The organism is Leucobacter alluvii, from assembly GCF_039530485.1.
Classification (GTDB): domain Bacteria; phylum Actinomycetota; class Actinomycetes; order Actinomycetales; family Microbacteriaceae; genus Leucobacter; species Leucobacter alluvii.
Genome location: NZ_BAAAOP010000001.1, coordinates 146,373 through 169,092 on the forward strand (window position 1 = coordinate 146,373; position 22,720 = coordinate 169,092).

Sequence of the window (22,720 nt, forward strand, 5' to 3'; positions counted from 1 at the left end):
GGTGTTGTTCCTCACCGGGCTCGGCGCTCTGGTAGTGATCTGCCGGTGAGTTGTCATGGGTGCCCATCCGATAATCGGCGTGAGCGCGCTGACGGAACACCTATTCGCGGCGTGGTGTGTGGCGCCAGAACCCCGCGACAGGTTTCCCGTTTCGGACATGGGGGCTCACCCAAGTAGCGCCAGAGCTCCCCTCTGATTCCTTGCTCCGTTGGAAATCGCCTGGGCTGTCAGTGCCGAGGTCGATGATGGATCGACCGCCGAGGTTTCTGATCGCCCGCTCGACGTGAGCTTGTTGGTCCTCGGAGAACGCGACTTTCATCACTTCGATCTCGCCTGCACTGATCCCGATATCTCGTGCAATGGTCGCCCACTCTCTTACTGCTGTGAGCACTTCACCAAGGGACTGAGCTGCTTCTTCTCCTGACAGAGAGTACGCGTCAGCTGTACTGACGAGATTTCTGATGTCGCGATCGCTGGGGTCGTCGCTGCTCGACACTGGCCTGGAGAGTACGACGCCCCGGGTCGGCGATGGGTTGATGTCGTAGGCGGGGCTCAGCGCCCACCCTTCTCCCTGGCGGATGAACGCGTGATTTTTCCAGTGATCGTCGACGTTGTTGATGAGGAGCGTGAGCGCGACTCGCTTGAAGAGATCACGCAACTGCTTGCGGTCTCCCGCGGTGAGTGAATCCGTAGCGTCTGCGAGATCAAGGTAGGTGATTGTGCCGTGCTCTTGATCGCCGATTTCCATAGCTGTCCGAGCGGACATGAACCCCAGTCGCGATCCGTCAGGGGTGCGGTCGAACCGGTCGAGCGCGAGGCTCGTCTTACCGCCCGAAACGCGCAGCCGCTCCGCGGATTGGACGCTGATGTTCGCGTTCTTTGCCAGGGTGATTGCGAGGTATTCCCAAGCTTCACCGTCGCGGCCGCTGTCCCGATCCGAAGGCAGTTTGAGAAGCTTGAGGTTTCCACCGAGCCGCACAGTAACTTTGGGTCGAGCCCCGCCTGCCGATGATCCCGGGGCATTGAGCAATTCAATGTCTTCTGCAGTGGCTTCGTGCGCCTCGAGTCTCGATGCTGCACTCGAGTATGCATCGAGCTTCTTCTGGCTCAGGTTCGGCACGCTCGCGGGTCCGAGCCACTGCCCACCTCCGCTGGGTTGGAAGCGGATCGCGCCAAGTCGTGCTTCGTCGCTTGCGATCGTCAGGTAGTCAAACTTCCCAATGCTCCGCGGTGCGTCCACCCCTGTCGACCTCAGGCGTTGCAGGTTCGCATTGATGACTCGTTCTCCCCAGTCGTCCGGGGTGAGATCTTGGAAGGCGCCGAAAAGTTGCTGGTCCTCGCCGGAATAGCTGCGGGACCGACCAAGGGGCAGGGAAGGGTCCAGGGGGTATGCCCCTGGTGCTTGGTCATATCCGGCGTCGTATTCGAACCACGAGCCGCCGAGAGCACGTATGCCGTTGAAAGATGCGCCGAGGGTTCCTGCACGCACGCTCTCCCCGTTGATCTCGACGTACACGTCAAGCGTGTCGTGCAGGTTCATGACTTCACGCGAGCTCGGTCGAGTGCGAGCGAGCGGCCGGCGTCTGTGGTGAATGGGTCGGCTGATGCGATGAAGTGGTCTGCGAATCCGAGCACAGTGATGACAGCGATGAGTGAGTCAATTCGAGGAGATCCCGTGCCGTTCTCGATCTTGCGGAGAGTGTCGCGGGTGATGTGTGCGCGCCGAGACATCTCGGATGCGGACATGCCTTGAAGTTGTCGCCACTTCCGAATGTTCTCGCCGAGACGAGCGAGCCTTCTTTCGCGCGCGGGGGATGATCTCTGAACCACTCGACACCCTTCATTGATATGTGTAGATGCCAGTTTAGCAGCGAACTGACATGTATGGGTATCAGTTCGATGCGGTTCAACCATCTGCACGTCAATGCAGCTGCGAAGTACGCGCCGCAGCATGAGCAGGCCGTCGACGGAGGGAAAAACACCCCGCAGTGCAGGATGCGGCCGTGAAAGCGCAGGCGGCGACCGGCAGCTGGGTGACGCCCAGACCGTGCTCGACATCATGCGTCGTCGATCGTCGATCAGTGATGGCCGATCCGGCGTGCGGCCGAACGCTTCCGTGGATCACCAGTCGTCACGCCATCGCCGATCTTCGAGCCGGCAGGATCGGAGGGCTTTCCCCGTCAGAACGCGCACAACCTCACGAGGCGCTGTGCCTAGCCCGGGATGCGCGACGGCGCCATGCCCGCGAGCACCCCGAGGAGGGAGTCGGGCACGAGTGCCGTGTCGGCGCGCCCCTCGCGCACGATCGCCGCGATGCGCGACCCGAGTTCCGAGGTCGAGGCTCCCATGTCGGCACCGGCCAGGCTCGGCAGCGACCCGAGCACCTCGACGGTCGCAGCCTCGACCGCACGTGCCGCTTCGCCCTCGCCGAGATGGCCGAGCATGAGTGCGAGCGAGAGGATCGCGCCGGCCGGGTTCGCCCACCCCTTGCCCGCGATGTCGGGCGCCGATCCGTGGATGGCCTCGAACATGCTCGGGGCGCTGCCGTCGAGGTTGAGGTTCGCGCTGGTGGCAACCCCGAGCCCGCCCTGGATCACGGCGCCCAAGTCGGTGATGATGTCCCCGAAGAGGTTGTCGGTGACGACCACGTCGAAGCGCTCCGGGGTGAGCGGCAGGTGGAAGCACATCGCGTCGACGTGCACGTAGTCGACCTCCACCTCGGGGTAGCGGGCGCCCACCTCGGCGACCACCTGCTGCCAGAGCTGCCCGGCAGCCACGAGGATGTTGGTCTTGTGGCAGAGCGTCAGCTTCTTGCGGCGCCCGAGTGCGAGGCGGAACGCGAAGTCGACGACGCGTTCGATGCCGTCGTGGGTGTTGAGCGACTCCTGCATGGCGACCGCGTTGGGAGTGCCGGCGTGCACGGTCGAACCGCGGCCGACGTAGGCGCCCTCGGTGTTCTCGCGCACGATCACCATCTCGCAGCGCTCCGGGGTGAGCTCGGCGATCGGGGTCGGAACGCCCGGGTACAGCCGCACCGGGCGCACATTCGCCGCCTGCTGGAAGCGCTGGCGCATCTCGAGGATGAAGCCGCGCTCAAGGATGCCGGGGGTGACTCTCGGATCTCCCATGGAGCCGAAGAGGATCGCCTGCTTGTCGCGGAGCTGCGCCTCGACGGCGTCGAACAGCTCCCCGGTCTCGAGGTAGTGGTTCGCTCCAGCCGCGAAGGTGCTGCGGTCGGTCGAGAAGCCGAATCGTTCCTCCGCGGCGTCGAGCACCTCGAGCGCGCACCCGACGACCTCCGGACCGATTCCGTCTCCGGGGAGTACCGCGATGGCGTAGCTGTTCGTCATGTCGATCCTTTCGAGAACGTGCGGCCGCTCGCGCCTTGGAGATGGGCCTCTGGTGAACTATATTAAATGGTAAGACCACTCGGCGCGAAGGGTTCGCGTGCACGGCCGCACGTGAACGGATCCGCCGCCCGCTGCAGAGGAACCACCATGCCCGAGGCACTCGAACTCATCGCACCCGCAGGAGCACTGCCCATCGGCGGCGAATGGCGCGCGATCGCCGAGCGCTCCGACATCGTCTTCCCGTTCGACGGCAGCGTCGTGGGTCAGGCACCGGTCAGCGGCGAACAGGATTCGCGCGACGCGCTCGACGCTGCTGAGGCGGCGCGAGCGGCCGTCGCAGCGCTGACCACGGCGCAGCGGAAGGCGATCCTCACCGACCTCACGAGCCGCGTGCGCGCGAGCGCCCAGCACCTCGAAGACCTGCTCGTGCTCGAGACCGGCAAGCCCCGCGTCGACTGCCGCACGGAGGTGAACCGCACCATCGTCACCCTCGAGGCGACCGCCGAAGAGGTATCGCACATCCACGGCGAGACCGTGCCGCTCGACCTGCAGGAGCTCGGCCGCGGCATGATCGGCTACTACACCCGCAAACCCGCCGGCATCGTCATCGGCATCGCCGGCTTCAACTACCCGCTGCTGCTCGCCACCCACAAGCTCGCGCCGGCCATCGCAGCCGGCTGCCCCGTCATCATCAAACCGGCCCCGAACACGCCGCTCGCGACGATCGAACTGCTCGCCATCACGCGCGAGATCCTCGACGCGCACGGCGTGACGCCGGCGGCGGTGCAGCTCGTGAACGGCGAACCGATCGTCGGCGAGACGCTCGTGCGCGACCCCCGCGCCTCCGTCGTCTCGTTCACCGGCTCGGCGAAGATCGGCCACCTCATCGCGCAGCAGGCCGCACCCCGCAAGGCCGTGCTCGAACTCGGATCCAACACCGGATTCATCGTCGCAGCCGACGCCGACCTCGAAGCCGCCGTCGACGCCGTGCTGCGCGGCGGGTTCTACGCCAACGGGCAGGCCTGCATCTCGGTGCAGCGCGTCGTGCTCGAGCGCGGGATCGCCGAGCGCTTCTCTGCTCGTCTCGTCGAACGCATGGGCGAACTCGTCGTGGGCGACCCCCGCGACCTCGCGACGAACGTCGCACCCGTCATCAACGCCGCCTCGGGTGAGCGTATCCGCGCCATGATCGACCGGGCCCTCGCCGCGGGAGCAGAACTGCTCACCGACGGCCCTGGCGACGGCGAAGCCGCCCACGTGCGACCCGTCGTGCTCGGCAACGTACCGTCCGACGTCGACGTGTGGTGCGAAGAGATTTTCGGCCCGGTCGTCTGCCTCACCGTCGTCGACTCGGTCGACGCCGCGATCGAGCTCGTCAACGACTCCCGCTACGGGTTGCAGGCCGCCATCTACACCGCCTCGCTCGCGAGCGCCTTCGACGCCATCGAGCGGCTCGAGGTCGGTGGGGTCGTCGTCAACGAGATCCCCGGCTTCCGCTCCGACATCATGCCGTACGGCGGCGTGAAGGACTCCGGCATCGGCCGAGAGGGCCCCCGCTTCGCGATCGAAGAGTTCACCGTGACCCGCATGGCGATGATCCGCCCGCAGGCGCGCAGCTGAGATCCCATCACGATCCTGCCGCATCCCGAACCACATCCCGCACTGACCCTGGAGACACCAGCATGAGCCACACGCAGATCGACTACTCGCAGCTCTTCCGCCTCGACGGACGCACCGTGGTCGTGATCGGCGCGGGCAGCGGCATCGGCCGCGAATCGGCGCAGGCGCTCGCCGCGCAGGGCGCGCACGTCGTCGTCGCCGACTACTCGCTCGGGGGAGCCGAGGCGACCGCCGCGCTCATCACGCAGCGCGGCGGCATCGCCGAGGCGTACGAGATCAACGTGCTGGACGACGACGCCGTCGTCGCCGCGGCCGAGCGCTTCGGCGATGCGTCGGCGCTCGTCTTCACCGCCGCCACCAACGTGCGCAAGCGCATGGAGGACTACACGCTCGACGAGTTCGACCGCGTCGTCAACCTGAACCTGCGCGCCTCGTTCCAGCTGATCCGCCACTTCGGCACACGGTTCGCCGCCAACGGCGGAGGGTCCATCATCGGCTTCGCGTCGATCCGCGCTCAGGTCGTCGAACCCGGCCAGGGCGTGTACGCCGCGACGAAGGCCGGTCTCGTGCAGCTCGCGAAGACCGCCGCCGCCGAGTACGGCGCTCAGGGCGTGCGCGTGAACGTGGTGGCTCCCGGGGTCGTTGAGACCCCGCTCACCGCGCAGATCAAGGCGAACGACGAGTGGTACGGGGCGTACGCGCAGAAGAGCGCGCTCGGCCGCTGGTCGCGACCGGAGGAGCTCGCCGGCGCCGTCGTGTACCTGGCCTCAGACGCGTCCTCGTTCGTCACCGGATCCACCCTCTTCGTCGACGGCGGCTGGACCGCGATCGACGGCCGCTTCACGCCGCCGGCTTCGTAGGGCGCTCCCGGCTCGGCTCGTGTTCGGCGGGTGCAGCCGGGCAGCGGGTGCACCCGGTGATCAGGCGACCTGCGACCAGTCGACCTCTGCGTCGCTGCCGCGCACGCCTTCGAACCAGAGCGCGACTCGCATGAGGCGATCGTCGGTGCCGATCTTCGACGCGATCTGGAGGCCGACGGTGCGCCCGTCCGGCTGCACGCCAGCGCCGATCGATACCGCAGGCTGACCCGACATGTTGTAGGGCACGGTGAACGAGATGTGTCCCATCGTTTCGAGCGGGTCGAGGATCGGCATCGGGTCCTCCGCGGCGAACGCCGCGACCGGGGTCACGGGCGAGAGCACGAGGTCGAACGGCTGCGTCGCGGCTCTCGTGAGGCGGGCCATCTCGTCGATCATGTTGCGGTTGCGCACCGTTTGAGCTGCGGAGAACGTTGCTCCAGCGGCGCACCACTCGGCGATGAAGGGGAGGACCACGGCCCGCTCGGCGTCGGTGAGGGCCTCGAAGTCGGCGTAGGAACGGCTGCGCCAGAAGTCGGCGATGCCGTCGAGCACCGCTGCGGGGATGAACGGCTCGAGCGGTACGACGGTCGCGCCCGCCTCCTCGAATCGGGCCGCGGCGCGCTCGATGATCGCACGCGTCTCGGGCTCGACCGGCAGGCCCGAGCCGGCGTCGAGCTGCAGGGCGACGCGGAGACCGGCGGGGGAGAGCGGCTCGGTCGACCAGTCCATCTCGGCGTACGCGCGCGTCAGATAATCACGGGGATCGGGCTGCGCGACGATCGACATGAGCCGGATCGCGTCGGCAGCCGTGCGCGTCAGCGGGCCGGCGGCGCGTCCGGCGTAGGGCACGTCGAGCGGGATGAGGCCCTCGCTCGGCTTGAGCGCGGTGAGCCCCTGCCAGGAGCCGGGCAGGCGGATGGATCCGCCGATGTCGGTGCCGATGTGGAACGGGCCGTATCCCGCCGCAGCCGCCGTGCCGGCTCCTGCGCTCGAACCGCCGGAGGTGTGCGCCGGGTTCAGCGCTCCGCGGGTGATCCCGTGCAGGCTCGAAACGCCGGACGAGAGCATGCCCCAGTCGGGCATGGTCGTCGAACCCACGATGACGGCGCCCGCTTCGAGCAGTCGATCCGTGGTCGGAGCGTTGTGAGCTGCGACCGGCGGGTTCGGGATCGCCGTCCCGGCGGGTTTCGGCTGCCCGGCGCGCGCGATGTTCTCCTTGACCGTCGCCGGCACCCCGTCGAACGGGCCGAGCTGCGTCCCGGTGCGCCAGCGCTCGGTCGAAGCGGCGGCGTCGGCGCGCACCTGCGCGGCGTCGAACAGGTAGAGCGCGTTGAGCTCCGGCTCGCGCGCTTCGACGCGGGCGATGACGTCTTCGGCGACCTCGCTGGGGGTGAGCGATCCGTCGGCGTAGCGCTCGCTGAGAGCGGCGGCGTCGAGAGCGGCGGGGCGGTGCGAGGTCATCCTGGGCCTTTCGTCGAGATGGTGCGGGTCGAAGCAGCGCCGGCGCTAGGCGCTCTGGGCGAGCTCCTGACGCAGCGTGAGGGAGGAATCGATGAGGCGCTTCGTGTAGGGGTGCTGCGGGGTGCGATACACCGTCTCCGTGTCACCGGCTTCGACGATCTCGCCCGACTGCATCACGATCACCGAGTCGCACAGGTACCGCACGACGTTGAGGTCGTGCGACACGAACACGAGGGTGAGGCCGTACTCGTCGACGAGGTCGGCGAGCAGGTTGAGCACCTGGGCGCGCACCGAGACGTCGAGGGCGCTCACCGGCTCATCTGCGACGACCACCTGAGGGCGGCAGATCAGCGCGCGGGCGATCGAGATGCGCTGACGCTGGCCGCCCGAGAACTGGTGGGGGAAGCGCTCCGCGGAAGACGCGGGCAGACCCACGGCTTCGAGCATCTCCGCGACCATGCGCTTGCGGTCGGCGGCGGTCTCACCGCGCCCGGGCACGAGCAGCGGCTCGGAGATGATCTGCTCGACGGTCATGCGCGGATCGAGCGAACCCATCGGGTCCTGGAACACGATCTGCAGGTTCTGCCGCAGCGCGCGGAGCTGCGGCTCCTTCGCACCCTTCACCTCGTTGCCCGCGACGACGGCGCTGCCGGAGGTCGGCTGGTCGAGCCCGGCGAGAATGCGCAGCAGCGTCGACTTGCCGGATCCCGACTCACCGACGACCCCGAGACGGCCGCCCTCCGGCACCTCGAAGGAGATGCCCTTGAGCGCGTGCACCTCGGGGGCTGGCTTGAGGATGCTCGTGCGTCCGCGCGTGTAGGTGCGCACCAGATCGGTGACGCGCATCACCGGTTCGGCGTGCGCGGGCGCGGTGCCGGCAGCAGCAGTGCCAGCCGCAGCAGGGCCAGCCGCAGCAGTGCCGGCGACCGCCGCGGATGCCTCCGGGCGCGCGACGATCTGCTCGTCGGCGGTCGGCGGCACGTACTCCTGCGCGGTCGCGACGGTGAAGAGGCGGCCCCTCGCATCGACGGCGTCGAGGTCGGACGCCGCGAGCAGCCCCCGCGTGTACGGGTGGGTCGGGCGGGTGAAGACGTCTTCGGTCGTGCCCTCCTCGACGACGGCGCCGTTGTTCATGACGAGCACGCGCGTGCACATGTTCGCGACCACGGCGAGGTCGTGCGTGATGAAGAGCAGGCCAGTGCCGCGTTCGCGCACGAGTTCGAGAATGAGGTCGAGCACCTGCCGCTGCACGGTGACGTCGAGCGCGGTCGTCGGCTCATCGCAGAGCAGCAGCGACGGATCGTTCGCGAGCGCCATGGCCAGCATCACGCGCTGGCGCTGCCCGCCGGAGAGCTGATGCGGGTAGGCCCGCGCGGCCTGAGCGGGATCGGGGAGGTGCACGGCGTCGAGCATCTCGACCGCACGGCGGTTCGCCTCGGCCTTGTTCGGCGCGAGCTTGTGCTGCAGGATGATCTCCGCGACCTGGGCTCCCGCGCGCATCAGCGGATTCAGCGCCGTGAGGGGCTCCTGGAACACCATCGCCATGTTGTTGCCGCGCAGCTTCATGAGATCGGATTCCGGGGCCTGGAGCAGGTTGCCGGAGTATCCGTCGATCTCGACGGACCCGTCGGCGGTGACGCCGTTCGGGAGCAGGCCGAGCAGCGCGGTCGTGGTCATCGATTTGCCCGATCCGGATTCCCCGATGAGGCCGATGCGCTCGCCGTGAGCCATGTGCAGGGAGAAATCCGAGACGAGCGTGCGATAGGGGGTGCGCACGTTGAGGTCGTCGACGCGCAGCAGCAGGTCTGCGCCGGTGCGCGGGACGGTGGATTCGGTGCGCATCAGCCGCGGCTCCCGTTCAGTTTCGGATCGAAGCGGTCGCGCAGGCCGTCACCCAGCAGGTTGAAGCCCATGACCGCGATGGCGATGGCGATGCCGGGCCAGACGGCGAGCATCGGTTCGGTGCCGAGGAACTGCTGCGACTCCTGCAGCATGCGTCCCCACGACGGGGTGGGCGGTGGCGTTCCGAGCCCCAGGAAGCTGAGGCCCGCCTCCGCGAGCACCGCCAGCGCGAACGACACGGAGGACTGCACGACCACCATGCCGATGATGTTGGGCAGCACGTGGCGCAAGGCGATCCTGAATCGCGACTGACTGGCGGCTCGTGCAGCGAGCACGTACTCCGTGGTCATCACCTGCAGGGTGCCGGAGCGCGCGACGCGGGCGAATCCGGGAATGGTCGCGATGCCGATCGCCACCATGGCGGTGAGCGTCGATGCGCCGAAGACGGCGCTGAACATGATCGCGAGCAGCAGCGCCGGGAACGCGAGGGCGATGTCGGAGGCGCGCATGATGACCTCTTCGATCCATCCGCCCCTGATGCCGGCGAGAATGCCGAGCGGCGTGCCGATCACGATCGCGATGCCGACCGAGATGACGCCGACGAACAGCGTGATGCGCGCGCCGTAGAGCATGGCGGAGAAGACGTCGCGACCGTACTTGTCGGTGCCCATCAGGTGCGCGAGGCTCGAGCCCTGCAACCGGTCGGCGGGCATCGCCTGGGTCGGATCGTACGGCGTCCAGAAGAAGGACACGATCGCCGCGAGTGCGACGAGCCCGATCAGGATCAACCCGATCAGCAGCGTCGCCGACAGCTTGCGCTTGCCCGACCTCGAGACGACGCTCGTGCTGGCATTGCCGGGGGCGCTGATCGCGGTGGTGCGCGGCGCCTGAGAGGGTGGGGTGGGAACCTGTTGCGTGCTCATGGCTAGGCGCTCCTTCGCAGACGCGGATCGATGAGCGTGTAGAGCACATCGACGACGAGGTTGAGAATCAGGGTGATGGCGACGAGCACCATGACGACGGACTGCACGGTGAGCATGTCGCGGTTGCCGACGGCGTCGAGCAGCATCGAGCCGAGCCCGGGGATGACGAACACGCGCTCGATGACCACGGCGCCGATGATGAGGGCCGCGATCTGCACGCCGGTGACCGTGATGACGGGGATCGCCGCGTTGCGCAGGCCGTGCTTGAGCAGCGCGCCGTTCTTGCTGAGCCCCTTGGCGCGAGCGGTGCGGAGGTAGTCCTCGCTCATCACCTCGAGCACGGCGGAGCGCACGTATCGCGTGAGGATCGCGCCCTGCACCGAGGCGAGTGCGACGACGGGCAGGATCAGCCGGCGGATGAAGTCGCCGAAGTCGACGGCCGGCGCCGTCCACCCGTTCGCGGGAAACCAGCCGAGGCCGACAGCGAAGACGATGACCAGCAGGATGCCGGCGAGGAAGCCGGGAACCGCGACGCCGATCTGCGAGCCGAGGCCGATCGCGACGCCCGAGAAGTTGCGATGCTTGACGGCCGCCCAGGTGCCGAGCGGGATCGCGACGAGCAGCGCGACCACCATCGCCGTGAGCACGAGGATGAGGCTGACCTGCACGCGGTCGAGCACCATCGGGCTGATATCGGTGCGCGTCACGTACGAGGTGCCGAAGTCGCCCGTGAGCAGCCCGCCGAACCACTCGAAGTACTGCACGATCAGCGGTCGATCCGTGCCGAACTGCTCTCGCGTCTGCTCGAGCAACTCGGGGGTGGCGTTCACGCCGAGTGCGATCTGCGCCGGGTCGCCCGGGATCAGTCGCATGAAGAGGAACACGACGACCGTGGCGACGACGTACGTCACCGCGAATCTCGCGAGATTGATCAGGATCCGTATGGCCATGCGGGTTCGGGTTCCTCGGGTTCAGTGGCGGGTTGGTGTGGTGCTCCCGCGAGAGCGCAGTTGTGGTCTCAGGCGTACGCCTCGTGCGACCTCAACTGCGCTCTCGCGCACTGGAGGGGCGAAAGCGGCGGTTCGCACCGCCGCTCCGCTTACTTCCAGCTCAGGTTCGTCAGGTCGAGCGCCTCGATGATGGCGTTCTCCGGCATGCCCTGGAGATCCGCCTTCGCGACGGTGATGTTCGGGAACAGGAAGAGCACGCCGGAAGCGGCGTCCTCGACGATCTGCTCGGCGACCTGCTTCATGCCGTCGACGTACCCGTCCTCATCGGCGGCGTCCGCTTCCTCGGCGATCGGGGCGATCTTCGAGTTGTCGTAGCCGATGTAGTAGTTCGGGTCGTTGAAGACGGTCAGAATGTCGCGGGCCTCGACGGCGAGCACCGTGGTCATCTGGTAGTCGTGCTTCGTGAAGACCTCGTCGAGCCAGACCGCCGGGAACTCGGCGGACTCGATGGTCGCGTTGATACCGACGTCCTTCAGCTGCGAGACGACGATCTCCGAGACGGCCTGCGCGTAGGGGCGCGTCGGCACGGTGAAGGTGATGTCGAGGTTCTCCTGGCCGGCTTCCTGCAGCAGCTCATTGGCCTTCGCGGGATCGTACGGGTACGCGTCGTTCAGATCTTCGTAGTACGGATCCGTCGGGGCCGCGTACGTGGCGACGAGCGAGCCGTAGCCGTTCCATGCGGTGTCGAGGATCGCCTGCTTGTCGAGGGCGTAGAGCACTGCCTGGCGCACGCGCACGTCGTCGAACGGGGCGGCCTTGTTGTTCATGGAGAGCGAGACCTCGCCACTCGACGTGCCGGTGGTGACGACGAACTGGTCATCGGATTCGAAGCTCGAGAGCAGCTCGGGGGCCTGCAGGTTCGCGATCGCGTCGACGTCGCCGGTCTGCAGGGCGTTCGTGGTGGCCGTCGCATCGGCGAAGTACTTCAGCGTGACCTGCTCGACGCCAGGGGCCTCGCCCCAGTAGTCGTCGCGCGTGTCGAAGACGAGGCTCTCGTTCGGGGTCCACGACTCGACGGCGTACGGGCCGGTGCCGACGGGGGTGTTCGCGAGATCGTCGACGGCGTCTTCCGAGAAGATCGCGCCGACCGGCGTTGCGAGGCTGAAGAGCCACGCGTTCGAGGGCTTGCTCAGCGTGACCGCGACCTCGGTGGGGGAGACGACCTCGACGCTCTCGACGACGTCCATCTTCGCCTTGAGGCTCGACACCCAGTCGGTCTTGACGCGGTCGAAGCTGAACTTCACGTCGTCTGCCGTGAATTCGTCGCCGTTCGAGAAGGTCACGCCTTCCTGCAGGGTGAATGTGTACGTCTTGCGGTCGTCGCTGACCGTCCACTCGCTCGCGAGCAGCGGCTGGATCTCGCCGGCCTGGTCGAGCTCGACGAGGCCCTCGTAGACGTTCGACATGAGTGCCTGCGGAATCGCAGAGCCGGCGGTCGTCGTGAAGTCGAGGTTCGTGGGGGTGCCGGTCAGGGCGATGGTCGCGGTGGTGGGGGTCTCCCCGTCGCTTCCCGAGCTGTTGCCGGCGCCCGCGGAGCAGCCCGCGAGACCGAGGATGGCCGCGGTCGCGATTGCAGCCGTGGTGAGAATCGCATTCTTACGTCGCATCATTGCTTTCCTGTGACTGAGGCCTCGCTGGGCGAAGCCGGGATGGAGGGTGGAGTCGGGCGACGATGCCCAGTCGCCGGTCCGCATGCACAGCGTATTCGCGAAACCGGAGACGGTGTTCCAACAAATCCCGAGAGATTTCGAACCAGGATACATGGTAAGGCCACTTACGTGGGCGCTATCATCGGAGCACGCAGCCGACTCCACAGTGCTGCGCCCCTCGATCAGGAAGAGACTCAGGTGTCCACCACCCACAGCTTCGAGCCCGCGGTGCCCGTGCACACCTATCAGCGCATCGTCGATCAGATCGAGCAGGCGATCATCTCCGGAGGCATCCCGGTGGGATCGCAGCTCGCGAGCGAGCGGGATCTCATGGTGCAGTTCGGCGTGAGCCGGCCGACCGTGCGCGAGGCGCTGCGCATTCTGCAGAGCATGGGGCTGATCGAGTCGCGCCCGGGCACCCGCGGCGGGCCCGTCGTGCTCGCGCCGTCGTCGAAAACCCTGTCTCGCTCGCTGCGCGCCCTCGTGGGCACCGATGCGCTCGACGTCTCAGCGCTCGTCGAGTACCGCGTCGTGCTCGAGGGCACCACGAGTCGCCTGGCTGCCGTGCGGCACGACGCCGAGCAGCTGGAGCGCATGCGCGCCGCGATCGAGCAGATGGAGCGCTACGCCGAGGCGAACTCGGACTCGTTCGCCGCCGCCGACATCGAGTTCCACGAGGCCATCTGGGAGGCCAGCGGCAACGAGGTGCTGCGCCTCACCGGTGAGGCGGTGTCCGGCGTGCTGCGCGCCATCATCCAGCGCGACGTCGAGAACGAGCACCACGACAACCGGTTGAAGCTCGAGTCCGCTGCGATCGACCGGAGCCTCTTCGCTGCGATCGAGCAGCGGGACGGCGCCCGCGCGAGCGGGATCGCGCGACGGGCGGTCGCCGATCGATTCGGGCTGCTCGTCGAGAGCGATCTGGATCGCCGCGCGCTCGCGGCCCTCGCGGAGTAGAGCGGGCCGCCGGCGCCACTCGCTCAGTGGGAGCGGCGGGCCGAGACGCACGCGAGCGCGAGGCTCATGGCTGCCGCGACGAGCGCGAAGACGACGACCGCCTGCGAGAGGCCGAACTGCTCGGCCATCGCACCGAGAGCGATGACCGGCACCGCGCTCCCGAGGTAGGTGACGGTGTACACCGCGCTGACGGTGGAGGCGTGCCGCAGCGGGTGCACTGCAGCCGTGGCCGCGGTGAACGCCGCCTGGAACGCGATGCCCTGCCCCACACCGGCGAGTGCGCTCGCGATGACGAGGAACCACACCGCTCCCACTCCGCCGGCGGCGGCGATCCCGATGAGCGCCACGGCGAGCGCGCTGAGCCCGACCGGCAGTCGCCACGTGCCGGAGAGCGGGACCAGCTGCACGAGTGCTGACGAGGCGAGCGTGACCGCGGCGAGCACTCCGATGACGACGCGCGAATCCGTGCCGGCGATCGTTGCGAAATGCGAGGGCGCCAGGGAGAGGCAGAAGCCGAACACCATGAAGCTCAGGAACCCGGTCGCGGCCGCGATGCGGAACGCGCGGGCGGCGGCGGGATCGTTGCGCCCGTTCGCCCCCGGCGCGTCGGGTCGCGGATCGGGCGCGTCGGCGAGTGCGATGCCCGCGAGTCGCGGGGTGCACTCGTCGTGGGGCGCGACGGCGATGATCACGGGGACGAGTGCGGCGAGTACGACTGCGACGACCAGGTACGGCGTCTGCAGGGGCACGCCGACGAGAGAGAGCAGGCCGCCCGCCACGGGGCCGGCGGCGACGCCGCCTGAGGTCGCGAGCAGTGTCAGGCGCCCGACGAGGGCGGGGCGTCCGGGAAGCAGCACGCGCAGGGCACCGGAGCCGGTGCCCGTCGCGCACGCCACCGCGATGCCCTGCACGGCGCGGGCGACGCAGAACCAGCCGAGCGTCGGCGCGAAGGCAAGGGCCGCGGTGGCGAGCGCGGCGGCCGCGAGTGCCGCGATGAGCACGGTGCGGCGATTGACCCGGTCGGCGACGCGGCGGAACAGGGTCAGACCTACGATCAGCGAGAGCACGTAGCTCGAGAACGCGATCGAGATGCCGAGGGACCCGGTGTTCAGCTGCGCCTCGAGCAGCGGGAACAGCGGCGTGCTGAGATTCGCGCTCACGAGCAGGGCGAAGAGCGCCAGCGAGGTGAGTGCGACGCGGGCCCGAGGGCGGTGCAGTGCGGGAGGAGCCGGGAAGTACGGGGCCTGGGTCGGGGGCGGGGCGCTCGGGGTGCTGAGCGGGGGTCTCGCGGTCGCTGATGCGGTCGCACGCATGGCGGGCTCCTTCTTCGGGCGCAAGGGTGGCGCGTCCGGTGGTTCAGCCCACGGGGTGGTGCGGGCGTTGATCCGAGTGCGGCGGGGGTGTCCGCCTGCACATGAATGAGTTCATCGTACCCCGTCGATCTGCGCAAGCGAGCACTCGCTAATTGGGCGATATGATCAATATGTCACCGGTGAACCGATCAGAAAGTGGTCAAAATGAGCGAACTTGACGCGACGGATCGGAGAATCCTCCTCCTGCTTGATCAGGATGCGCGGATGCCGACCGCGATGATCGCCTCGAAACTCGGCCTCGCGCGCGGCACCGTTCAAGCGCGGCTCGAGAAGCTGAAGGAGGCCGGATCGCTGCGCCTCCACAGTTCCCGGGTCACGCCCGCATCGCTCGGCCGACCGGTGGGAGCGAGCGTGCAGGTCGAACTCGATCAGCATCAGATCAGTGCTGCGGTCGCCGCGCTCGCGAACATTCCCGAAGTGCTGGAGTGCTTTGCGCCCGCGGGCAGCACGGACCTCCTGCTGCGCGTGGTGGCGCGCGACCCCGACGATCTGTACCGCGTCAGCGAGGAGATCCGCCTGTGTCCGGGCATCACCCGCACGTCGACGAGCCTGTTCCTGCGCGAGGTGATCCCGTACCGCGTCACGGGCCTGCTGGGTGAGCGCGCCCTGCGAGCCGGCGGCTCGGAGGGGCCGGCGCCCACGAAGCGCCGACCCATCGGAGCATAGACTGGGCGCATGCCCATCACGTCGGCGATGCTGCGCATCGCGGAGCATCATCCCGAGCACCTCGCGATCGCGGGCGACGGGCAGCGGCTCACGTACGGGGAGCTGGTCGAGCGCTCGCGTCGTACGGCAGCGGTGATCGACACTCTGCAGAACGCACTCGGGGAGACGGGGACTCCGCCGTCGCCCGCGCCCGAGACCGGCGGCATCCCGATCAGCGCGATCAGCGTCGACTCGGCGTTCGCCGCGGCTCGATTCGTGGCGGCGCTCGCCGGGTACCGCGCGGTGTCGGCGACGATCGATCCGCGCTGGCCGCTCGAGCACCGGGTCGGCGTGGTGCTCGCGACGGGCATCGGCGTGATCGTCTCCGACTCCGCCGATCTGGCGGCAGCGCTCGCGGCGCAGGGATGGGGCGGCACGATCCTGACCCTCGCAGCGTTCGAGGAGCGCGAGCGAACCGTCGATCCGGCTCCGCCGCCCGAGGTGCGCGACGGGCGTGAAGCGTTCCTCCTCCTCTTCTCCTCGGGAACGACGAGCCGCCCGAAAGCGTTCCTCAAGACAAGGCAGCAGTACCGGGAGAACGTCGCGGTGTCGAGCGCGCACCTCGAACCGCTGCCAGGCGTCGCGACACTCGCCCCTGGCCCGGTCTCGTACAGCCTGACGCTCTACGCCGTCATCGAGTGCCTCGCCACGGGCGGCAGCGTGCACGTCGCAGACGCGTTCGATCCCTTCGGCGTGGCGGCGCGCGTGCGCGACGAGGCCATCACCCGGGTGGTCGCCGTGCCTGCGGTGGTGCAGACGCTGACCGACGCAGCCCGACGCGAACCCGACGCGTTCGATCGGCTCGAGCTCGTCGTGACGGGTGGAGCGAACCTTCCGGCTGCGATTCGCGACGGGTTGGCCCGCGCGCTGCCGCAGACGCGCCTCATCAGCTACTACGGTGCCGCCGAGATCGGGTTCATCGGCGACAGTCGCGACGGCGACGGCACCGCGATCACGATCTACCCCGGCATCGACGCGAGCGTGCGAGACGAGTCGGGTCGCGAGGTGCCGGAGGGGAGTGCCGGCACGCTCTGGATCCGTGCCGCCGCCTGCTCCGACGGCTACCTCGCAGGCACGACCGATGACGTGCTCCGCGGCGCCGACGGGTGGGCGACCGTGCACGACCAGGCCCGACTCGTCGCCGGCAAGCTGCATCTGCTCGGCCGCGCCGGCGACGTCGCGGTGACGGGCGGGCACAAGGTCTCGCTGCCCGAGGTCGATCGCGCCTTCGCGGCGGCGCCCGGCGTCGGGGCGGCGATCGCCGTGGCGCTCCCGCATGCGTCGCTCGGCAGCATCGTCGCTCTGGTCGTCGAGGCGAACGGCGAAGCGGTGCCGGATCGCGAGGCGCTCGCCGCCTGGGCCTCGGAGCGCCTGGCTCCGCAGTTCGTACCTCGCCGCTGGTTCTCGCTGCCGCAGTTGCCCCGCACCGTGGGCGGCAAGGTGCGTCGCGGGGAGACGGCCGAGCGCATCGCCGATGGATCGGCGGTGCGCCTGTGAGCGCCGCCGCGCGGGGGCGCCGGGTCGTCGTCACGGGCATGGGGGCGGTGACGCCGAGCGGGATCGGCGTCGGAGCGCTGTGGGACGCGGTGATGGGCGGGCGCAGTGCGATCCAGCGCTTGGACGGGCCGGAGTTCGATGCGCTCCCGGTGCGCATCGGGGGCAGGATCGAGGGGTTCAGCGCGGGGGGTCTTGTACCGACCGGACTCGTGCGTCGTCTCAGCCCCGTGCAGCTCTGGGCGATCGCCGCAGCCGACGAGGCGCTGCGGCATGCTGGGGTGATCGGGGGAGACGCTGCCGGTGCGCACGTCGAGGCGTTCTCGGCGGGCGAGGTGTTCTCGGACGACGCGGATCGCGTCGCGATCATCGCGGCGACCGGGTCCGGCCCCGTCGACGCCATGCAGGCCGCCACCCGGGCGCTCGACGCGCGCGGGCCCAGAGCAGTTCCCCTGGCGCTCGCGGTGTACGGGGCGCCCGACGCGGCCGCTGCGCTCCTCTCGCAACGGTACGGTGCAACGGGCCCCGCGCAGGGTGTGTCGGCGACCTGCGCGAGCGGGGCGATCGCGCTCGGCGAGGGGCTTCGACGCATCCGCCACGGGTACGCCGACGCGGTGCTGGTCGTCGGCATGGAGGACTGCCTGGGTCCGGTGAACCTCGCCTCGAACGCGAACCTGCGCGCGCTGGCCGCCGGGTTCGAAGACGCCCCGCAGCTGGCGAGCCGTCCCTTCGACCGCGCCCGCAACGGGTTCGTCATGTCGCAGGGGGCCGGCGCGATCCTGCTCGAATCGGCTGAGCGCGCCGCTTCGCGCGGTGCGACGCCGCTCGCCGAGCTCGCGGGCTTCGGGGCGTCGAGTGACGCCCACCACCCGACGGCCCCGCACCCGGAGGGGCGGGGAGCCGCACGCGCGGTCGCTGAGTGCCTCGACGACGCGGGCGTCGCGCCGGAGCTGGTCGATCACGTCAACGTGCACGGCACCGGCACCCCCGCGGGCGACGCCGCCGAACTCGCGGCTCTCGATCTGGCACTCGGAGCCCGTGCACGAACGGTTCCGCTTTCGGCGACCAAGTCGACCACCGGCCACCTGCTCGGCGCGGCCGGTGTGGTCGAGGCGGTGATCTCGGTGCAGTCGCTGCGGGAGCAGCGCGTTCCCCCGACGCTCAATCTCACCGACCCCGAGTTCCCCGATTTCGATGTGGTGACGGGGCGGGCGCGGGCGGTCGAGCTCCGCACGGTGCTCTCGACCTCGTTCGGATTCGGCGGTCACAACGGGGCGATTCTGCTGCGCGAACCCGGGACTGACGCGAGCGAGAGCCATGCGCGCCCTGCAGCGCGCCGAGACCGGACAGAGGAGATACGATGACCGATCGAGAACTCAGGCACGCCGAGCTTGCCGAGCGCTATCTGCCCGATGCGCTGCTCGCACGGTTCCGCGAACGCGCCGCCGTCGTCGACCGCGAGAACGGGTTCTTCGACGAGGACCTGGGCGACCTGCGCGAGCGCGGATACCTGCAGATCTTCGTGCCCGCGGAGTTCGGCGGGCCCGGCCTGTCGCTGCACGAGGTCTCGCGCCTGCAGCAGCGCCTCGCGGGTGCGGCGCCGGGCACCGCGCTCGGCATCAACATGCACCTCATGTGCACGGGGGTGGCAGCGGCGATGCTCGCGCGCGGGGATCGCTCGCTCTCCCACGTCTTCGCAGAGGCGGCAGCCGGCGAGATCTTCGCGTTCGGCATCAGCGAGCCGGCGAATGACTGGGTGCTGCAGGGCTCGAACACGATCGCTGATCCGCAGCCCGACGGGAGCTACCGGTTGAGCGGGACGAAGATCTTCACCTCGCTCTCGCCCGTGTGGACCCGGCTCATCACTCACGGGCTCGATGCGAGCGAACCCGGTGACCCGCAGCTCGTCTTCGGGTTCGTCGAGCGCACCTCGTCCGGGATCACCGTGTCGGATCACTGGGACGTGCTCGGCATGCGCGCGTCGCAGAGCCGCTCGACGAGGCTCGAAGGCGCGGTCATGCGCGCCGATCGTGTCGCGCGCCGCATCGCGCCGGGGCGTACGCCCGACCTCCTGACGTTCGCGATCACGAGCAACTTCCAACTGCTCGTCGCCTCGGTCTACGCCGGCGTCGCGCGGCGCGCCCTCGACGTGGCGGCCGAGGCGCTGCACCGGCGCCGCTCCGCGTCACGAGACGCCCCGCTCGCCGACGTGCCGGAATGGCGCACACGGCTCGCCGATGCGTACCGCGACTTCCTCTCCGTGCCGGCACAACTCGACGCGTACACCCGTGACTTCGACGAGCTCGTCGACCACGGCGCCGGGTGGCCGCCCCGCCTCGTCGCGGCGCGGATCGCGGCGGGTGAAGCGGCGCGGCGGGCGGCCGAGACGGCGCTCGCGTGCTCCGGCGGAGCAGGCTTCGACAGCGGCAGCGAAGCGGGCAGGCTCTTGCGCGACGCGACGGCGGGGCTCTTCCACCCGCCGAGCACGGATGCCTCACGGCCGATGTTCGCCGCCGCACTGCTCGACCAAGCGTGACGATCAGGTCGCTCCTGCTCCGATCGCTCACCCGCATGGCAAGCACGATTGGAGTACTGCCCGTTACCTGACTCCGGACGTAAAGCGCGACTTCGACCGCTGCATTCCAGAGGTTCGCCCCGCACGCCGTACGCATCCTGCATAGGCTGCACACACGGCGCTGAGGGGGAACCGGCTCTGGACACGCGGAGGATGCGCGAATGCCGAACGACCTTTCCATCGCTGATGCCGAGTTGCACGCTGCTGCGGACGAAATGACGCGAGCGGCTGGCGCGTTCGGCACCGTGTCGCGCGTTTCCACCGGTGCCGACTACGGATCCGGCATGGTGAGCTCGGCCGTCTCGGATTTCTCTGCGGCCCTGCGCGGCGCCTGCGGCGCGATCGAGGAACGTCTGCATGTCAATGCGCACTGGACGTCGAGCACCGTGGAGAGTTTTACGGCGCTCGACGGGCAGGTCGCCGCCGCGGTGAGCGCGTGAGGCGCGGCCATGGGTAACGGTGAGATCGCACGCCTCGGCGACATGGGGTCTGTCTTCGCCGTAGGACGCAATCTAGCGCGCTCGGACCGGATGCACGAGGCGACGAGGTATGTGGCATCCGGTCTGCATCAGCTGCAATCGGCGGGGAGCGCGAAGACCCTCACGCGGCTCGTTGCCGCGTGCCGCCCCATCGAATCCGCGGCGCAGCTTGTGGCCGCCGCACAGGCCGCGGCCGCGGCCGCCCTCGAGGTGTACGCACGCGAGGTGAGCGAGTTGCAGCAGGAGGGGCGTCGCCTCAGCGACCTGAGCGAGGCGGCCCGAGCGCGATGGAACGTCATGTCGCGCGAGTTCGAGGAGAGTTACGGCAGCGACCAAGAGTCCATCGATCGGACGCGACGATTGGGCGGGCTCGTCGAGGAGGCGGATGACGAACTGCGGGGCATTGAGCAAGCGCTGTTCGATGTCGACGAGGCGAGAATGCGAGCGGATCGGCGGTGCGCCGACGCGCTCAATGCTCAGACCGGAGCGCTGCACGCGCTGAAGCGAGACACCGTCGGTAGCGCTGGAGTGGCTTCCCCGATGCAAGCCGTACATCTTGCGGTTCAGGCGTCACCAACCACCGATCGAGACCTGGCCATCGAGGCACTGACCTCGGCCACCTTGTCGGTGAATCAGAATGCCACCGTGTGGGAAGGCTTGGATCTCACTCCCCAGGAGGTCCGAGATCTTCCGATGAAGGACCTCTTCGCACTGGCGAACGTCGACGGTCTGCCCGCGTGGGCGCGCGACATCGCCTCGCGAAAGGCACTGGACTATGCGCTTTCTCAACCCGCCACAGCGTACGGCCTGATGGGGTTCACCGGCGAAGACATGAGCCAAGACGAGTTCGTGGAGCAGGTGACCGCGCTCAAGGCGTCGCTTGAGAAGGCCGAGTCGAATCGGTTTCGGCTTCGCGGGAAACCTCCCGTGCAGATGCTCGGGTTCGACAATCACGATGGCGCGCTGACCACGGCGATCTCGTTCGGGGATCTGGATACCGCTTCGAATGTCGGTGCGAACGTGCCCGGCATGGGGGCAAAGGCTGATGACCTGGACAGCGCGCTGCGTGGGGCGCAGGAGCTATTTCGGGTTGCCAATGAGGAGAATTCGAGCACAAGCTACGCAGTGGTGACCTGGCTTGGCTATCGGACACCCGGAATGCCGCCAGACACGGGAGTACTAGGTATGGATCGAGCAAACGCCGGCGCGCCAAACCTCGCCCGTTTTCTTGATGGGATTCATGCGCTACGAAGTCGGGAGTCCTCCGATGAGCTCGACCGGCTCGTCGTGTTCGCGCACTCGTACGGGTCGACGACCGCAGGGCAGGCCTTGAAGCTGACCACGAATGATGTTGACGCGTTTGTGACGTACGGATCAGCGGGATTGGCCCCCGGTACTGCTCTTGAGGAGCTGCATGCGGCCGACGTATTCTCCACGAAGGCACGCGGAGATAACGTCGCCGGCCTCGGGTACTCGGGGAATGATCGCGTCGACCCGCGTGCGATCGGCGCGCAGGAGTTCGACGCCGACTCGGGCGAAAAGCGAGTCACCGCGCACGATATGTTTTCGGAGGACGCCCCATGGAGTGTGTGGAACTGGGGCGGAGATGTTGGATACCTCTCCATCGGCACCAGCACTTTGGAGTTTATGGGCCGTTCTCTGGTGGGGACTCCGTGATGGTGAGGCGTTGGCCTTCCCGCATCCTGTTGAGTGCGGTTCTGGTTCTGGTTCTGGTACTGGTATTCGGTGTTTCGGGTTGTGCGAGAATCGGAGGTTTCGGCGTGGATGCTGCGGGGATGACGCGGGAAGAGGCGGAGCGCTTGCCGTTGGAGCGGCAGTTCGACCTGTTGGGTGGGCGCTATGTGCGTATGCAGGAGATGCTGGCAGATGCGCAGCGCGTGGTGAGCGCGGACGAGTGGATCTGGGTGAGTGAAGGCTTCAGTCCGATAGACGGTGACGGTCAGCGGTGGTCGATGCGAGGCGCTACGTCGAAGAATAGTTACTACCTCAACATGTCGCGCACGATCAAGCTTCCCGGTGCGAGTGGGGCGGTTGAGGACGCTGAGTTGATGGCGGAGTACTTCGAGGCGCAGGGGTGGTCGACCACGCTGAGACAGGTGGATGCCAGAAGGTATCGTGTGGAGGCGATGACCGACGAGGGCTTCTGGTTCGAATACCAGGTGCGACCACATGGGCAGTACTCGCTCGGTCTGTACAGCAAGGTGTTCTGGGGCGACACGTATGCATTGACCTTCGCAATCGTGGATCGCATTCCCGAGGAGCGGTTCGGTATCGAGGAGTCGCTTCCCGGTGAGTACATCCCGTTCCCGAAGTGGAGTGATCCGGTTGTTCCGAAGGTCGACTGATCGGACTGTGGAGAGTTATCGTCAGCGTCGGCTGATTCTTCGGCAGAGGGTTCGTT

At 68.3% G+C, this 22,720-nt stretch carries 19 protein-coding genes; 10 read left to right on the forward strand and 9 right to left on the reverse strand.

The window, feature by feature from the left end; genetic code table 11:
- Positions 1 to 100: 100 nt before the first annotated feature.
- The 3 genes from ABFX18_RS00685 to ABFX18_RS00690 form a co-directional block, all read right to left on the reverse strand.
- Positions 101 to 1,540, reverse strand: a complete 1,440-nt coding sequence (locus ABFX18_RS00685) for a type II toxin-antitoxin system HipA family toxin (protein WP_211648896.1) — start codon at positions 1,538 to 1,540, stop codon at positions 101 to 103.
- The gene (locus tag ABFX18_RS14205; protein ID WP_211648894.1) at positions 1,537 to 2,061 is read right to left on the reverse strand and encodes a helix-turn-helix domain-containing protein; all 525 of its coding nucleotides are present in this window, start codon (positions 2,059 to 2,061) and stop codon (positions 1,537 to 1,539) included. The genes ABFX18_RS00685 and ABFX18_RS14205 overlap by 4 nt, the downstream gene beginning before the upstream one ends.
- 152 nt (positions 2,062 to 2,213) lie before the next feature.
- A complete protein-coding gene (locus tag ABFX18_RS00690; RefSeq protein WP_346057031.1) occupies positions 2,214 to 3,350 on the reverse strand; it encodes a 3-isopropylmalate dehydrogenase in 1,137 nt (378 codons plus the stop codon).
- A gap of 147 nt (positions 3,351 to 3,497) precedes the next feature.
- Here ABFX18_RS00690 and ABFX18_RS00695 point away from each other — a divergent pair, with 147 nt between their 5' ends.
- Both ABFX18_RS00695 and ABFX18_RS00700 read left to right on the forward strand, forming a co-directional pair.
- Positions 3,498 to 4,970, forward strand: a complete 1,473-nt coding sequence (locus ABFX18_RS00695) for an aldehyde dehydrogenase family protein (protein WP_346057033.1) — start codon at positions 3,498 to 3,500, stop codon at positions 4,968 to 4,970.
- Between the two features lie 62 nt (positions 4,971 to 5,032).
- On the forward strand, positions 5,033 to 5,830 hold the full coding sequence (locus tag ABFX18_RS00700; RefSeq protein WP_346057035.1) for an SDR family NAD(P)-dependent oxidoreductase: 798 nt from the start codon (positions 5,033 to 5,035) through the stop codon (positions 5,828 to 5,830).
- A 60-nt stretch (positions 5,831 to 5,890) separates the two neighbouring features.
- On the opposite strand, the gene ABFX18_RS00705 is transcribed toward ABFX18_RS00700, so the two are convergent.
- The 5 genes from ABFX18_RS00705 to ABFX18_RS00725 form a co-directional block, all read right to left on the reverse strand.
- The gene (locus tag ABFX18_RS00705) at positions 5,891 to 7,291 is read right to left on the reverse strand and encodes an amidase (protein WP_200331313.1); all 1,401 of its coding nucleotides are present in this window, start codon (positions 7,289 to 7,291) and stop codon (positions 5,891 to 5,893) included.
- 45 nt (positions 7,292 to 7,336) lie between these two features.
- Positions 7,337 to 9,133 carry a dipeptide ABC transporter ATP-binding protein gene (locus tag ABFX18_RS00710; RefSeq protein WP_346057038.1) on the reverse strand — a complete coding sequence of 599 codons (1,797 nt, stop codon included), beginning with the start codon at positions 9,131 to 9,133 and terminating at the stop codon, positions 7,337 to 7,339.
- Positions 9,133 to 10,056, reverse strand: coding sequence for an ABC transporter permease (locus ABFX18_RS00715; RefSeq protein ID WP_090151064.1), 924 nt, complete (start codon positions 10,054 to 10,056; stop codon positions 9,133 to 9,135). Before ABFX18_RS00715 ends, ABFX18_RS00710 begins: the two co-directional genes overlap by 1 nt.
- Positions 10,057 to 10,058: 2 nt before the next feature.
- Positions 10,059 to 11,006 carry an ABC transporter permease gene (locus tag ABFX18_RS00720; RefSeq protein WP_346057041.1) on the reverse strand — a complete coding sequence of 316 codons (948 nt, stop codon included), beginning with the start codon at positions 11,004 to 11,006 and terminating at the stop codon, positions 10,059 to 10,061.
- A gap of 149 nt (positions 11,007 to 11,155) precedes the next feature.
- The gene (locus ABFX18_RS00725; RefSeq protein WP_346057043.1) at positions 11,156 to 12,676 is read right to left on the reverse strand and encodes an ABC transporter substrate-binding protein; all 1,521 of its coding nucleotides are present in this window, start codon (positions 12,674 to 12,676) and stop codon (positions 11,156 to 11,158) included.
- A 237-nt stretch (positions 12,677 to 12,913) separates the two neighbouring features.
- On the opposite strand from ABFX18_RS00725, the gene ABFX18_RS00730 reads away from it, so the two are divergent.
- Positions 12,914 to 13,672, forward strand: a complete 759-nt coding sequence (locus tag ABFX18_RS00730) for an FCD domain-containing protein (protein WP_090151055.1) — start codon at positions 12,914 to 12,916, stop codon at positions 13,670 to 13,672.
- Between the two features lie 23 nt (positions 13,673 to 13,695).
- Here ABFX18_RS00730 and ABFX18_RS00735 read toward each other — a convergent pair whose 3' ends face one another.
- A complete protein-coding gene (locus ABFX18_RS00735) occupies positions 13,696 to 14,985 on the reverse strand; it encodes an MFS transporter (RefSeq protein ID WP_346057045.1) in 1,290 nt (429 codons plus the stop codon).
- A 204-nt stretch (positions 14,986 to 15,189) separates the two neighbouring features.
- Between ABFX18_RS00735 and ABFX18_RS00740 the strand changes: the two genes are divergently transcribed.
- The 7 genes from ABFX18_RS00740 to ABFX18_RS00770 all read left to right on the forward strand — a co-directional run bounded on the left by ABFX18_RS00740 (position 15,190) and on the right by ABFX18_RS00770 (position 22,664).
- Positions 15,190 to 15,711: an Lrp/AsnC family transcriptional regulator gene (locus tag ABFX18_RS00740; RefSeq protein ID WP_346057047.1), complete on the forward strand. Its 522-nt coding sequence runs from the start codon at positions 15,190 to 15,192 to the stop codon at positions 15,709 to 15,711.
- A 9-nt stretch (positions 15,712 to 15,720) separates the two neighbouring features.
- Positions 15,721 to 17,247, forward strand: a complete 1,527-nt coding sequence (locus ABFX18_RS00745) for a class I adenylate-forming enzyme family protein (RefSeq protein ID WP_346057048.1) — start codon at positions 15,721 to 15,723, stop codon at positions 17,245 to 17,247.
- A 38-nt stretch (positions 17,248 to 17,285) separates the two neighbouring features.
- Complete coding sequence (locus ABFX18_RS00750) at positions 17,286 to 18,608, forward strand: beta-ketoacyl-[acyl-carrier-protein] synthase family protein (RefSeq protein ID WP_428833615.1); 1,323 nt, start codon at positions 17,286 to 17,288, stop codon at positions 18,606 to 18,608.
- The gene (locus ABFX18_RS00755; RefSeq protein WP_346057050.1) at positions 18,605 to 19,780 is read left to right on the forward strand and encodes an acyl-CoA dehydrogenase family protein; all 1,176 of its coding nucleotides are present in this window, start codon (positions 18,605 to 18,607) and stop codon (positions 19,778 to 19,780) included. Before ABFX18_RS00750 ends, ABFX18_RS00755 begins: the two co-directional genes overlap by 4 nt.
- Before the next feature lie 200 nt (positions 19,781 to 19,980).
- Entirely contained in the window at positions 19,981 to 20,259 is a 279-nt protein-coding gene (locus tag ABFX18_RS00760; protein ID WP_211648881.1) for a hypothetical protein, read from the forward strand.
- A 9-nt stretch (positions 20,260 to 20,268) separates the two neighbouring features.
- On the forward strand, positions 20,269 to 21,975 hold the full coding sequence (locus ABFX18_RS00765; RefSeq protein WP_346057051.1) for an alpha/beta hydrolase: 1,707 nt from the start codon (positions 20,269 to 20,271) through the stop codon (positions 21,973 to 21,975).
- Between the two features lie 119 nt (positions 21,976 to 22,094).
- Positions 22,095 to 22,664, forward strand: coding sequence for a hypothetical protein (locus tag ABFX18_RS00770; RefSeq protein WP_346057052.1), 570 nt, complete (start codon positions 22,095 to 22,097; stop codon positions 22,662 to 22,664).
- The last annotated feature ends 56 nt before the right edge of the window (positions 22,665 to 22,720 follow it).

Excerpts from the sequence above, each read along its gene's own strand:
- ABFX18_RS00740 (WP_346057047.1), top strand. The coding sequence starts at position 15,190 with ATGAGCGAACTTGACGCGACGGATCGGAGAATCCTCCTCCTGCTTGAT.
- ABFX18_RS00690 (WP_346057031.1), bottom strand. The coding sequence starts at position 3,350 with ATGACGAACAGCTACGCCATCGCGGTACTCCCCGGAGACGGAATCGGT.
- ABFX18_RS00770 (WP_346057052.1), top strand. The coding sequence starts at position 22,095 with ATGACGCGGGAAGAGGCGGAGCGCTTGCCGTTGGAGCGGCAGTTCGAC.
- ABFX18_RS00750 (WP_428833615.1), top strand. The coding sequence starts at position 17,286 with ATGGGGGCGGTGACGCCGAGCGGGATCGGCGTCGGAGCGCTGTGGGAC.
- ABFX18_RS00695 (WP_346057033.1), top strand. The coding sequence starts at position 3,498 with ATGCCCGAGGCACTCGAACTCATCGCACCCGCAGGAGCACTGCCCATC.
- ABFX18_RS00735 (WP_346057045.1), bottom strand. The coding sequence starts at position 14,985 with ATGCGTGCGACCGCATCAGCGACCGCGAGACCCCCGCTCAGCACCCCG.
- ABFX18_RS00765 (WP_346057051.1), top strand. The coding sequence starts at position 20,269 with ATGGGTAACGGTGAGATCGCACGCCTCGGCGACATGGGGTCTGTCTTC.
- ABFX18_RS14205 (WP_211648894.1), bottom strand. The coding sequence starts at position 2,061 with ATGATGTCGAGCACGGTCTGGGCGTCACCCAGCTGCCGGTCGCCGCCT.
- ABFX18_RS00755 (WP_346057050.1), top strand. The coding sequence starts at position 18,605 with ATGACCGATCGAGAACTCAGGCACGCCGAGCTTGCCGAGCGCTATCTG.
- ABFX18_RS00710 (WP_346057038.1), bottom strand. The coding sequence starts at position 9,133 with ATGCGCACCGAATCCACCGTCCCGCGCACCGGCGCAGACCTGCTGCTG.
- ABFX18_RS00745 (WP_346057048.1), top strand. The coding sequence starts at position 15,721 with ATGCCCATCACGTCGGCGATGCTGCGCATCGCGGAGCATCATCCCGAG.
- ABFX18_RS00725 (WP_346057043.1), bottom strand. The coding sequence starts at position 12,676 with ATGATGCGACGTAAGAATGCGATTCTCACCACGGCTGCAATCGCGACC.
- ABFX18_RS00720 (WP_346057041.1), bottom strand. The coding sequence starts at position 11,006 with ATGGCCATACGGATCCTGATCAATCTCGCGAGATTCGCGGTGACGTAC.
- ABFX18_RS00700 (WP_346057035.1), top strand. The coding sequence starts at position 5,033 with ATGAGCCACACGCAGATCGACTACTCGCAGCTCTTCCGCCTCGACGGA.
- ABFX18_RS00760 (WP_211648881.1), top strand. The coding sequence starts at position 19,981 with ATGCCGAACGACCTTTCCATCGCTGATGCCGAGTTGCACGCTGCTGCG.
- ABFX18_RS00715 (WP_090151064.1), bottom strand. The coding sequence starts at position 10,056 with ATGAGCACGCAACAGGTTCCCACCCCACCCTCTCAGGCGCCGCGCACC.
- ABFX18_RS00705 (WP_200331313.1), bottom strand. The coding sequence starts at position 7,291 with ATGACCTCGCACCGCCCCGCCGCTCTCGACGCCGCCGCTCTCAGCGAG.
- ABFX18_RS00685 (WP_211648896.1), bottom strand. The coding sequence starts at position 1,540 with ATGAACCTGCACGACACGCTTGACGTGTACGTCGAGATCAACGGGGAG.